At 67.8% G+C, this 13,194-nt stretch carries 5 protein-coding genes; 4 read left to right on the top strand and 1 reads right to left on the bottom strand.

Going from position 1 to position 13,194, the window contains the following annotated elements:
- The first annotated feature begins 31 nt into the window (after positions 1–31).
- From DOM33_RS03065 to DOM33_RS03080, 4 genes are all read left to right on the top strand, one after another.
- The gene (locus DOM33_RS03065) at positions 32–841 is read left to right on the top strand and encodes an SDR family NAD(P)-dependent oxidoreductase (RefSeq protein WP_110665698.1); all 810 of its coding nucleotides are present in this window, start codon (positions 32–34) and stop codon (positions 839–841) included.
- Positions 834–2,342 (top strand): LTA synthase family protein, encoded by a 1,509-nt coding sequence (locus tag DOM33_RS03070; RefSeq protein ID WP_110665700.1) that lies wholly within the window; start codon positions 834–836, stop codon positions 2,340–2,342. Before DOM33_RS03065 ends, DOM33_RS03070 begins: the two co-directional genes overlap by 8 nt.
- A 176-nt stretch (positions 2,343–2,518) precedes the next feature.
- Entirely contained in the window at positions 2,519–10,078 is a 7,560-nt protein-coding gene (locus DOM33_RS03075; RefSeq protein ID WP_110665701.1) for a type I polyketide synthase, read from the top strand.
- The gene (locus DOM33_RS03080; RefSeq protein ID WP_110665703.1) at positions 10,075–11,400 is read left to right on the top strand and encodes an aminotransferase class I/II-fold pyridoxal phosphate-dependent enzyme; all 1,326 of its coding nucleotides are present in this window, start codon (positions 10,075–10,077) and stop codon (positions 11,398–11,400) included. The genes DOM33_RS03075 and DOM33_RS03080 overlap by 4 nt, the downstream gene beginning before the upstream one ends.
- Before the next feature lie 166 nt (positions 11,401–11,566).
- Here the strand turns inward: DOM33_RS03080 and DOM33_RS03085 are convergent, their stop codons facing one another.
- The gene (locus DOM33_RS03085) at positions 11,567–12,922 is read right to left on the bottom strand and encodes a hypothetical protein (protein WP_110665705.1); all 1,356 of its coding nucleotides are present in this window, start codon (positions 12,920–12,922) and stop codon (positions 11,567–11,569) included.
- Positions 12,923–13,194 lie beyond the last annotated feature (272 nt).

The raw sequence follows: 13,194 nt of genomic DNA on the forward strand, positions 1-13,194 counted from the left end.
ACGCCGGACTCCACATGGCTGACGGGCTGCAATGACGCGCATCGTGATCACCGGGGCGACCGGCGCCATCGGCACGGCGCTGGCCCTGCACTACGCCGCACCGGGCAAGCACCTCACGCTTCACGGCCGCCGCGAGTCGGTCCTCGACGACGTAGCGAACCAGTGTCGCGAGCGCGGGGCCGAGGTGACCGTTTCCGGCATCGATCTCACCGACGATGCGGCGCTCACCCCCTGGCTGGAGGCGCTCTGCGAGCCATCGCCGCCGGATCTCGTGATCGTCAACGCGGGCATGAACATCAACATCGGCGAGCACGGCGAGGGCGAGGCGTGGGACGAGGCCAGCCGCCTGCTTGCGATCAACCTGCGCGTCCCGATGGCGATGGGCAACGTGCTGGGTAAACGGATGCGCGCGGCGGGCCGCGGTCAGCTGGTGTTCATGAGTTCGCTCGCGGCCTATCACGGGCTGGCGCTGACGCCGAGCTACAGCGCCAGTAAGGCCGGCGTGAAGGCCTACGCCGAAGGGCTACGGGGCTGGCTGGGTCCCAGCGGCGTGGGGGTGACCGTGGTCATGCCGGGCTACGTGAGCTCCAAGATGTGTCACGAGATGCCCGGGCCCAAACCCTTCCTGTGGCAGCCCGAGCGCGCCGCGAAGCGAATCGCCGCGGGGGCGGCGCGCAACAGCGCCCGCGTCAGTTTCCCGTTCCCGCTGGATTTCGGCTGCTGGTGGCTGGCGGTACTCCCCGCCAGCATCTCCCAGTGGCTGCTGGCCAAACTCGACTACTCGCCGCCGGCCGCGAACGTCGATAACGCCGAGCGACCCGAGGAGCGCCGCCATGATTGATCTGCTGCTGGCGATCGTCGCCACTCTCGTCGTGACCACGCTGTTCGAGACGCTGCTCAAGCCCCGCCCCCGTTCGCTCTGGCAACGCGAGCGTGCGGCCGTCGTCGTGCATGTGGCGACGACGCTTTCGCACTTCACCTTCTGGCTGCTGATCGTGCAGCGACCGGGATTCGCGGTGGTGATCGCCGCCTCGCTGCAGATGGTGGTGATCCAGGTCAACAACACCAAGTCGGCCTCGCTGCGGGAGCCTTTCCTGTGCCAGGACTTCGAGTACTTCGTCGACGCGGTGCGTCACCCCCGGCTCTATATCCCCTTTTTCGGCGTCGGGCTGACTATCGCCTCCTTGATCGCCGGCGCCATCGCCATCGGTCTCGGTTTCTGGCTCGAACCCTCGCTCTACGGCCGACCCCAGGGTCCCTGGGCGCTCTTCGCTACGCTCGCGCTGGCTACAGCGGCGGTGACGGCGCTGGCGCTGTACCTGCCGCGACTGTCTCGCTGTACGCTCGCGCCTTTCGATGATCTCGAGCGCCTGGGCCTTTACCCCTATCTCTGGGCCTATGCCCTCATGACGCGAGAGCCGATCGACCTCGACGACAACCGCGACGCCTTCCCCGCGCCCGAGACCCCGCCGACGACGCTGCCCCACCTGGTGCTGGTGCAGAGCGAGTCGTTCTTCGACCCCCGCGACTGGCTGTCGTCCATTCGTCGCGACGTGCTGGAAACCTTCGATGCGATGATGGCAGCCTCGGTCCAGAGCGGGCCGCTTGACGTTCCCGCCTGGGGGGCGAACACCGTGCGCACCGAATCGGCAGTACTCACCGGCCTCACCCCCGAGTCGCTGGGCGCGCATCGCTTCAATCCTTACCACCAGCTCTCCCGGCTGGAGGTGAACAATCTGGCGCGGGCGCTGAAGTCGCTCGGCTACCGTACCGTCTGCATTCATCCCTATCCTGGCACCTTCTATCTGCGCGACCGGGTATACCCGCGGCTGGGATTCGATGAATTCATCGACATCGCGGCGTTCGACGATCGAGACCGCGACGGGCAGTACATCGGCGATCTGGCCCTTGCCGAGAAGGTGCGCGAGCAGCTGGAAGGCGCTGAGGGCCCCCTGTTCGTGTTCGTCATCAGCATGGAGAACCACGGGCCGCTGCATCTGGAGACGCCCGATCCGGCGGTCGCCGAACGCTGGGTCGAAGGCGGGGTTACTCAGGGTTGCGAAGACCTCACGGTTTATCTACGACATCTGCACAACACCGATAGTATGCTTGCAGCGCTCAAGACCACCCTGTTGGCGAACGACCGTGAGGGGATACTGGCGTTTTACGGCGACCACGTGCCGATCATGCCCAAGGTGTATGCCCATTACGGTGAACCGGACGGTCTCACCAACTATTTCATCTGGCAGAGCGATGCGCTTTGCGGCGATAACGTGCGCACGACTCTGGCAGCCGATAAGCTGGGCACAACAATCTACGATAGAACCATCGGCCGAGCGTGAGACGCGATCACGAGACAGGTGGCTAGAGAGCGACAGTCAAGGACGAAACCGATTGGCGTCCGATCGAGGCATCGGCCGCTGTCCCGCTCCCACCCCTGTTCTCTGGACGTGCTCCCTCTGAATACGGCGCGAATAAAGCAAGGCGTAGCCCATGAGCTACGGAGCAAGGAGTCCCAATGACCCAACGCGTTGCCATTATCGGTGCGGCTCACCGGTTTCCGAGCGCCCCGACTTCTCAACGTTTCTGGCAAGCGCTCAAGACCGGAGAGGATCTCGTCACTTCGGTGGCCGAAGACCGCTGGGGGCTCGAGGCCTTCCACCACCCGGACAAGCACCATCCGGGGACCAGCTACACCTTCGCGGCCGGCAGTCTCGGTGACATTTCCGGCTTCGATGCCGCCTTCTTCGGCATTTCGCCGCGCGAAGCGGCGCAGATGGACCCGCAGCAGCGGCTGATGCTGGAGATGACCTGGGAGGCGATGGAGGACGCGGGCATCCCGCCGCAGACGCTTCGCGGCAGCCAGTGCGGCGTCTTCGTCGGTGTGGCGAGCCTCGACTACTCCTACCGCATGGCCGACGACATGGCCTCGATCGACACCTCGACCGCCACCGGCAACACCTCGAGCATCGTGTCGAACCGCATCTCGTACGTCTTCGACCTGCACGGGCCGAGCCTGTCGATGGATACCGCCTGCTCGTCGTCGCTGGTGGCCTTTCACCAGGCGTGTCAGTCGATCCGCAGCGGCGAGACCGAACTGGCGCTGGCCGGCGGTATCAGCCTGCACCTGCATCCGTTCGGGTTCATCATCTTCTCCAAGGCGAGCATGCTCTCGCCCAACGGGCGCTGCCGCGTCTTCGACGAATCCGGTGACGGCTACGTGCGCTCCGAGGGCGGTGGCGTCTTCCTGCTCAAGGACTACGACAAGGCAGTGGCCGACGGCGATCGCATTCTCGCCGTGGTCACGGGTAGCGGCGTCAATACCGACGGCGACAAGAAGGGCCTGACCGTCCCCAATGCCGACGCGCAGGTCGCGCTGATGACGCAGACGCTCGCCCGCGCCGGACTGACGCCGGACGATCTGGACTATCTCGAGGCCCATGGCACCGGCACCGCCGTCGGCGACCCGCTGGAGACCCGCGCCATCGGCGAGGCGATCGGCCAGAAGCGCCGCGAGCGTTTGCCGATCGGCTCGGTCAAGTCGAACCTCGGCCATCTCGAGACGGCCTCCGGCGTTGCCGGCCTCGCCAAGGCCCTCTACGCCCTGCGCGAGCGCGAAGTGCCGGCCACCATCGGCATTCGCAAGGTCAATCCACGCATCGATCTCGACGGCTGGAACCTGGACATCGTCGACAGCGCGCGCCCGCTCAAGGCCGAAGGGCCGCTCAACGTGGGCATCAACTCGTTCGGCTTCGGCGGCGCCAACGCCCATGTGCTGCTGCAGTCGGCCCCGCCGGTGATCGAGTCGGCGGCGCAGACGCTCGACCGACGCCTGCCCCTGCTGTTGAGCGCGCGCACGCCGGAAGCGCTTCGCGAGTTCGCCGGCCGGGTGAGCAACCGCCTGACCGAGGGCGACGCCTCGCTCTTCGATACCGCCTACAGTCTTGTCCATCGCCGCGAGGTGCACGCCCACCGCGCGGTGCTCTTCAGTGACAGCTCCGCGGACGCGATCACCCGTCTCGACGCCTTGGCGGCCGGCGAAACCGTGGCCGGCGCGGCCGTCGGTCAGGGCGTGGAATGGCACGACGCCGACGCCCAGCATCAGGGGCCGGTCTTCGTCTACACCGGTAACGGCTGTCAATGGACGGCGATGGGCGAGACGCTGCTCGACACCTCGCCGATCTTCGCCGCGGCCGTCGACGAGGTTGACGCGCTGTTCCAGCGTCACGCCGATTTTTCGCTGCGCGACGAGCTCTCCGGCGCCAACCAGCGCGCCGCGGGCGCCGAGGCGACCGATGACGCCCACGACGACCGGCTGGCGCGAACCGAGATCGCCCAGCCGGCACTGTTCGCGCTGCAGGTCGGTCTCACCCGTCTGCTCGCCGCCGAAGGCGTGCGTCCCGCTGCCGTCACCGGGCACAGCGTGGGCGAAGTCGCCGCGGCCTGGGCCTGCGGCGCGCTGACCCTCGAAGACGCCGTCAGCGTCATCTTCCACCGCAGTGCCGGTCAGGGCCGCACCCGCGGCAGTGGCGGCATGACCGCCGTGGGTCTGGGTGAAGAGACGATGCGCGAGTGGCTCGACGATGCCGCCTTCGCGTCGATCGTCATTGCCGGCGTCAACAGTGCCAAGGGCGTCACGCTCGCCGGGCCGGTCGAGGCGCTGACTCGCCTGGAGAAGGCGCTCCACGACGAGCGCATCTTCGCCAAGCGGCTGGCGCTCGACTACGCCTTTCACAGTCCGGCGATGGATGCGATTCGCGAGCCGGTCATCGAGGCGCTGTCGCACCTGACGCCACGCCCGAGCGACATTCCGTTCGTCTCTACCGTCAGCGGCCGCGAGATCGCAGGGACCGAACTCGGCGCGGAGTACTGGTGGCTCAACATCCGAGAGCCGGTGCAGTTCGCCCCGGCGATCGACACGCTGATCGACGATGGCGGGCGAACCTTCGTCGAACTCGGTGCCCAGCCGATCCTACGCCGCTACCTGACCGATGCCCTGTCGGCGCAGAGCGCCGAGGGCAGCGTCGTGGGCACCCTCGCTCGCGATGACGCCGGGCTCGACGCCATCGAACGCACCCTTGCGACCGCACTCGTCAGCGGAGCAGTCTCTCCCAGCGCGTGGTTCCCGGTCACCGGGCGCTTCGTCGATCTGCCGCACTATCCGTGGCAGCGCGAGCGTTACTGGACGCCCGCGACCGGCGACGCTCAGGGGCTGATGGCGCGCCACTACGAGCATCCGTTGCTCGGCTACCGTCTGGCCCAACAGGGACTGGCGTGGGAGAGCCAGCTCGACGTTCGCCGACTGCCGTGGCTTGCCGACCACCGGGTCGGCGGGGCCACCGTCTTCCCCGGCGCCGGCTTCGCCGAGCTGGTACTGGCCGCCGCCAGCGCGTGGAAGAACGCGCCGCTGCTCGACATCGAGGCGCTGGAGATCCTGAGTCCGCTGCTGCTCGACGCGACCCACGGCAAGAAGCTGCGGCTTACCCTCGACGACAGCGACGGCAGCGTCGGTATCAAGACCCGCGAGCCGGCCAGCGACGATCCGTGGACGCTCAACGCCCGCGCCCGCATCAGTACCCAGAGCCGCGGCCTGCTGCTCACCCGGCGCGCAACCGCACTCCCCTCACGGCCGGCCGATTTCACCCGCGAGACCCATCTGGCGATGGCGGCCCACGTCGGTCTCGATTACGGCCCCGGTTTCCAGGCCGTCAGCGAACTCTGGGTCGAGCACGACCGCGCCATCGGGCGGATCGAACTGCCGACGGCGATCAGCCAAGATCAGCGCGAGTGCCTGCTGGCCCCGGGCATTCTCGACAGCGCCTTCCAGCTGTTCATTCCGCTGCTCGCCGACGAACTGAAAGCCGCCGGCGGGCTCGCCTTCGTCCCGGTGCGTCTCGAGCGGCTGCAGCTACGGGCGGGTGCCGCAGCGCCGGCGACGATGGAAGTCCGTCTCACCAGCCGCGCGCCGCACTCGCTGTGCGCCGACGTTGCCCTCTTCGACGCCGATGGCAACGCGATCGCCGTGGTCGAAGGCGCTCGCTTCAAGGCCGCCCGGCTGCGTCATGCGCCTCAGCATCGGCTGAGCTATCTCGACCACCGGCTGGTGCCCGCCCCGCGCGAGGCGGCCGAACTCGTGCTCGACGACACCACGGCGGCGCTCGCCGTCGACGAGCTGGTCTCGCACTACCGCGACGTGACCGGCAGCCGCTACGCGGACGAAGTCGAGCCGCTGCTGGATACTCTGGTCACCGCTTTCGTCGACGAGTCGCTGCGCGCCCATGCCGACACCGACGGACAGCTGCCGACATGGCGTTTCGACGACGGTGGCGTGGAGCAGCGCCAGCGACGACGCGCCCTGATCGAACTGGCCACGGCCGTGGGCGTGGTCGAGGCGACCGAGAGCGGCTGGCAGCTCGGCGCGGCGCCGGAGATCGACGCCTCGACGGTCTGGAACCTGCTGATTCGAGACTATCCGGACTACGCGGCGCTGACGCACAGCGTCGGTCGTTTCGGTCTGCACCTCGATGACTGGCTGGACGAGACGATGGAGAGCCAGGCGCTCGGGCTCGACGCCGAGCGCTTCACCCGTCTGGCGCAGGCCACGGTGGGCGAGCGCGGCTGGCACGCGCTGGCCGAAACCTGGCGCGGCCAGTATCGGCTCTCGCTCGATCTATTGCCCCCGCATCAGCGGCTGGTGATGCTCGAGGCCTCCGCCTACCGGCCGCAGCTCGGTGAGCGCCTGATGGGCAGCCTGGAAGGCGATCGCGCGGCGCTCTCGTTCGTCGCCCTGCGCGACGGCGCGCGCCACGAGGCACAGCCGCTGGCCGAAGACGACGCTCGGGTCGCGCTCGTCACCCCGACCGAGGACGCCCCGGCCGCCGTCGGCGCCAACGTCGCGCTGATCACCCTGGATGCCACCCAGCCGGAGATCGATGCCCTGCTGCGGTGGCTCCCCGGCCGCCTCGCGTTCGATGCGCAGATCGCCCTGCTGGCACCGGCACGCGCCGACTGGCAGCGTTTTCTGACGCTGGCGGCGACGCCGGAGGCCCTGCCGGCCACGCTCGCCGCGACGCAGCGCCAGCTCGAGGCGCTGGGCTATCGCCAGACCGCCGTGCATGACCTGGAGAGCGACCACGGCGGACTCAAACTGATCACCACGCAGGCACCCGCTGCCGCGCAAGACGAAGCGCGCGATGGCGATGGTGACGCCGAAAACGGTCGCTGGCTGGTCGTGAGCGATGCGCCAACGCGTGAGCTCGCCGCCGCGCTTTGCCAGCGCCTGGAGACGCTCGGCGAGACGTGCCACGCGGTGACGGACGATGCCCGCCCCGGCGCCCTGCTCGAGGTATCGACATCGGCACGCCACGTCGACCGCATTCTCGATCTGCGTGGCCTCGGCCGCGACGGCGAAACCCGCTGCGTGCTGGCGGCCGAGTGGCTGCAGCGGCTCGACGCCGAGGGACTCGACGCCGCGCTCTGGATCGTCACGCAGGGCGTGGCATCGACGCTGACCGGCAAAGCTCACAGCGCGGCGCTGCCCGAGGACGCAGCGGCTCCTCATGCGCTGCCCGAGGACGCAGCGCTTTGGGGCTTCGGCCGTTCACTGCAGAACGAAGCGGGCGCGCGTCGGGTCACGCTACTCGATCTGCCATCGAATGCGCCCGGCGAAGCGCTGCTCGATGCGCTGGCGCTGGAGCTCGGCGCGCCGGATGCCGAAACCGAGATCTGTCTGGATGCCGACGGCCAGCGCTGGGTGCCGCGCCTGGGTCTCGAGGCGGCGCCCGGCGTCGCCGCGCCCACCCGTCACGAATCCTTCGAGAGCGGGGACGGCCGGGCCGTGAGTCTGGGCTTCGAACTGCCGGGCCAGCTGCGTCATCTGCGCTGGATGGCACACGACCTCGAGGCGCCCAAGGCGGGCCAAGTCGAGATCGCGGTCAAGGCGACCGGGCTCAACTTCCGCGACGTGATGTACGCCCTCGGCCTGCTCTCCGACGAGGCGATCGAGAACGGCTTCGCCGGGCCGACCCTGGGCCTGGAGTTCGCCGGCGAGGTGGTTCGCGTCGGGGATGCGGACTCGACGCTGAAGCCGGGCGACCCGGTCGTCGGCTTCGGCCCGGCAAGCTTCAGCGACCGGCTGATCGCCGACGTCAACGCCGTCGCCCCGATCCCCGCCGACATCGGATTCGCCGCGGCAGCGACGATTCCGACGACGTTCTTCACCGTCTACTACTCGCTCAAGCATCTGGCGCGCCTGCAGCCCGGCGAGCGGCTATTGATCCACGGTGCCGCCGGTGGCGTGGGGCTTGCGGCGATTCAGATCGGCCGCTGGCTGGGGGCCGAGATCGTCGCGACCGTCGGCTCGCCGGAGAAACGCGACTTCCTGCGACTGATGGGCGTCGAACGCCTCTACGACTCGCGAAGCCTCACCTTCGCCGAAGAGATTCTCCACGATTTCGCCAGCGAACGTCGCGGTCTCGGCGGCCGAGACGACGGCCGCGACGGGGTCGACGTCATCCTCAACTCGCTGGCGGGCGAGGCGATCAATCAGAACCTGCGGGTGCTCAACCCGTTCGGGCGCTTCGTCGAGCTGGGCAAGCGCGATTTCTACGAGAACACGCGGGTCGGCCTGCGACCGTTCCGCAACAACCTGAGCTATTTCGGTGTCGACTCCGACCAGCTGATGCGCGAACTGCCCCGCCTTACCGGCGAACTCTTCGGCGAGATGATGGCGCTCTTCGCCGACGGCACGCTCTCGCCGCTGCCCTACACGGCGTTCGGCAGCGACCGCGTGGTCGAGGCGTTCCGCTACATGCAGCAGGCGCGCCAGATCGGCAAGGTGGTCGTGACCTACGAGCGCCCGCCCAAGGTGGCACCGGCGGCGACCGTGCCCGAACCGCTCGAGCTCGAGGCGAACGCCAGCTACGTCGTCACCGGGGGCCTTGGCGGCTTTGGTCTCGCCACCGCCGAGTGGCTCGCCGCACGCGGCGCTCGCCAGCTACTGCTGCTGGGGCGGCGCGGCGCGACGACCGAAGAAGCCATCGCCGGCGTGGCGCGACTCGAGGCCCTGGGCGTCAGCGTTCGGGCCCGCGCGTGCGACGTGACCGATCAGGCCGCGCTGGCGGCAGTGCTCTCGGAAGCCCGCGCGGCAGGGCCGATCAAGGGCATCGTGCATGCCGCAACGGTTATCGATGACGGCCTGATTCGCAATCTCGACGAGACGCGAATCCGTCAGGCGATGGCGCCCAAGGTCGAGGGTGCCCGCCACCTGGACGCCCTCACGCGGGACGATACGCTGGACTTCTTCGTCGTCTACTCCTCGGCGACGACGCTCTTCGGCAACCCCGGCCAGGCGAGCTACGTGGCGGCCAACCACTGGCTGGAAGCCTTCGGTGCCCACCGTCGCGCCGAAGGCCGGCCGGCAACCGTGGTCCGCTGGGGCGCGATCGAGGACGTGGGTTTTCTCGCCCGCAATGCACAGACTCGGGACAGCCTGCAGGAGCGTCTCGGCGGGCAGGCGCTGACCTCCGGCGATGCGCTCGAGGTGCTCGAGCGCATGCTGGTGGCCGACGTCGCATCGCTCGGCGTACTCGAGCTCGACTGGCAGGCGCTAGCCCGTTTTCTGCCGACCGCGGAAGCCCCTCGCTATCGCGAGATCGCGCGGACCGCGCCGGATGCCGGTACCGACGAGGGTGACGACGATCTGCAGCGTCTGCTGGCGAGCCTCGCCCCCGAGGCACTCTTCGATACCCTGATCAGCGTGCTGCGCAAGGAGCTGGCGAAGATTCTGCTGATCGACGAGGAGAAGATCGACATCCACAAGTCGGTCTACGACATGGGCTTCGATTCGCTGATGGGTGTGGAGCTGGTCACGGCGCTGGAGTCGCGTCTTGGTATCCAGGTGCCGGTCATGGTGTTGAGCGAAGCGGGCACGCTCGCCAAGCTCTGCGACTATCTGATGCTCAAGCTCGGCGGCGACGGCGAAGAACACGGCGAGGACGACGCGCTCGAGAACCTCGCGGCACAACATGGAGTCAACGATTTGCCAAGCGGTAACCCGACCGGGGAGGCCCGGTCTTGAGTCAATCTAGAGAGGCGCTCAAGCAGCGCCTGCTCCAGCAGGCCAGGAAGCGTCGTCAGGACCGCCCCGAAGACGATTCGCCGACCGTCGATGCCACCGCCCAGGGGGTCGATGAACGCTTCACGCGATTCGACCGCCATCCGGGCTATCAGCAGCTCAAGCTGATGCGCGAAGGCGGTCAACGCCTCGGCATTCCCGACCCGTTCTTCAAGGTGCACGAGGGCAATGCCGGCGCCACGACCACCATCGAGGGCCGCGAACGGCTCAATTTCGCCAGCTACAACTACCTCGGGCTCGCCCATCACCCGCGGGTGATACAGGCGGGCATCGATGCGCTCAACCGCTACGGCAGCTCGGTCTCCGCTAGCCGGCCGGTCTCCGGTGAGCGGCCGATCCACCAGGCGCTCGAGCGGTCGCTGGCCGATACCTACGAAGTCGAGGAGGCGGTGGTCTTCGTCAGTGGCCACGCCACCAACGTCTCGACGCTAGGGTATCTGCTCGGACCGAAGGATCTGCTGCTCCACGACGAGTACATCCACAACAGTACCGTCGTCGGGGCGCAGCTCTCCGGGGCGCGGCGAATGAGTTTCGCGCACAACGACCCACAAGCCCTCGATGCCCTGCTCGCCCGCCACCGCCATCAGTTCGAACGGGTGCTGGTAGTGATCGAAGGTCTCTACAGCATGGACGGTGACGCCCCGGATCTCGGTCGCTTCGTCGAGATCAAGTCGCGCCACCAGGCATGGCTGATGGTCGATGAGGCGCACTCCTTCGCCGTGCTCGGCGAGCGCGGACTGGGGCTTCGCGAGCACTGCGACGTGCCCTCGCCCGATGTCGACATCTGGATGGGAACGCTCTCGAAGACGCTCTCCGGCTGCGGCGGCTACATTGCCGGCTGTCGCGAGCTGGTCGAAATGCTGCGCTACTTCGCCCCGGGCTTTCTTTACAGCGTGGGCATGCCGGCGCAGGTAGCGGGGCCATCGCTTGCGGCACTGGCCGTGATGAAAGACGAGCCCCAGCGGCTTCATCGGCTGCACGCGATCTCGGGTTACTTCCTCGAGCAGGCCAAGGCGCGCGGGTTCGACGTCGGCGAGAGCATCGGTGTGGCCGTCGTGCCGATCATCGTCGGCAGTTCCGTGCTTGCCGCGGGGCTGTCGGACGCGCTGCTGGCGTACGACATCAACGTGCAGCCGATTCTGCACCCGGCCGTCCCGGAGAAGAGTGCGCGACTGCGATTCTTCCTCAACTGCGACCACACGCGCCTGCAGATCGATCACGTGTTGAACGCGCTGGAAACGGAGTGGAAAGCGCGCACGCAGTGAGTCGATACGCCGAAACCCTACCTTTCGGACAATGACACTCCTTGGCGAGCGAGCTCGCCAAGGGGTGTTCGCCGGCAGATGGCGCGAGTTTTCTCGATAAGGTGTTGGCGCCCCACCCCTGCCTGGTGTTCGCGTCGTGCCAGCCCAATGGCTGCGCGCATCGGACTCACGCCCCCGGCCAGTGGCGACCGACCCACCGCAGCACGGGATGGGTCGAATCGGCACAGAAACGCTGCGGTTCGCTGCGAAACTTGCGCCATTTCCGCGCGGCGGGCGATAGCGCCGCCGGGGCGTCGTCGCCTCCCTCCAGAAACCGCCGACTGTGATAGCTCATGGCGGCGAGCTCCGAGCCGATCTGCGCTTTCTCGTCGGCACTCAGCCGGTCGGCTTCGAGCTTTTCCGCGAGCTTGCGCGCTTTCTGCACGTGCTGCAGCAGGCGCTTGGGCATTTCGTGGTAGTTGGCCTCGATGCGAAGCTGATCGAGTACGTCTGCCAGGGCCTGGGTGACCTCGAGCGCCCGGGAACGCTCGCCGAGCCAGCGCGCCAGCGCCCCGTGCGGGAGCTTGCCGCTGTCGCTCTGATCGTCGAGCCCCGCCGACTGCGCCAGACGCGCCATGGCGTTTTCAGGCACGCTAGCCGGGCGCGGCGGCAGAAACGGGTAGTAGTCGGTCACCTTGGTACCCCGCCCGCGGGCCTGGATCATCGCGAAACCGGCGAGCCGCCAGAGGCGTTCGAGCTTGGCGTCGTTCAGCGCGGTGAGCTGTTCGTTCAGCGCGACGAAGTAGGGCTCGGCGTCCTCGATGGCATCGAAATCGCCCGGTGTCTCGCAGTAGTCGCGGAGATAGGCTTCGGCGAGTTCGACCTCCGCCAGCTCGCGTTCCAGCGCCGCCTCGTCCGGCAGCCGGTAACTCTCGACGATGCGCGCCACCGGCAGTTCGAGCTCGCGGCGCTGACGGCGCAGCTTGAGCCGACGGTTGATCCAGGTGTAGGCGAGCTTGGTTTCCGGGGCGAGCTGCAGCGTGGACTCGACGTACTCGGCATCCGCTGCCGTCGCATCCGCCGGCAGCACCGTGGCGCGAACCCGGGCGAAAGCGGCGTAGCGCGCCGGGTCCTCGTCGAATAGCGCGCGCATCGCGGCCAGGCGACGATTGCCGTTGACCACGACGCCGTCGAAGGTGATCAGCAGCGGCTCCGTCTGCTGCCCCTGGCGCGCCAGCTCATCGAAGATCGAACCCCGCGGGTCGCGGGAGAGCGGCAGGAGAAGCTCCCACAGCGCCTGCTGCACCCAGGGCTGTTCGATCTGTTCGCCGAGCGTCCCTTCCTCGATACCCTGCTCGCGACAGTAGCGCTGCAGCACGGTGATCAGCCGGCCGTTCTCCGGCCGAAACAGCGGTAGCCCGATCGGCACCTCGACCACCGGCATTTCACGGTACTCACCGCGGTAGAGGACGTAGGTACCGCGCATCGAGGCGGCGTCGAGCGCCGCACGAATCGTCTCGGCAGCTTGCTGGCGTGAGGTCATGAATCGCTCCTGGCAGTATCGACCGCCGACGTCGGATAGCCTGGTCGTCGGCGGCGTTTCACTCAGCATAGAAGGTCGAGCCGGCGGGTCGATGACCAGCGTGGTGAAGTCTCCGGAGTCTCGGCCCCAAAACACCAAGACGTCTTGAAAACCCTGTCTCGAGAATCATGTCTCGAAAACCGTGGCTCGAAACCCATGACTTGAAAAGCAAGGCCTTGAAAACCACGGCCTGAAAACGCCGAAAGCCACCCGGGGGTGGCTTTCGGTGATGA

Source organism: Salinicola halophilus (genome assembly GCF_003206155.1).
GTDB classification, from domain to species: domain Bacteria; phylum Pseudomonadota; class Gammaproteobacteria; order Pseudomonadales; family Halomonadaceae; genus Salinicola; species Salinicola halophilus.

Coding starts and splice junctions, on each gene's coding strand:
- DOM33_RS03065 (WP_110665698.1), top strand. CDS start 32: ATGACGCGCATCGTGATCACCGGGGCGACCGGCGCCATCGGCACGGCG.
- DOM33_RS03070 (WP_110665700.1), top strand. CDS start 834: ATGATTGATCTGCTGCTGGCGATCGTCGCCACTCTCGTCGTGACCACG.
- DOM33_RS03075 (WP_110665701.1), top strand. CDS start 2,519: ATGACCCAACGCGTTGCCATTATCGGTGCGGCTCACCGGTTTCCGAGC.
- DOM33_RS03085 (WP_110665705.1), bottom strand. CDS start 12,922: ATGACCTCACGCCAGCAAGCTGCCGAGACGATTCGTGCGGCGCTCGAC.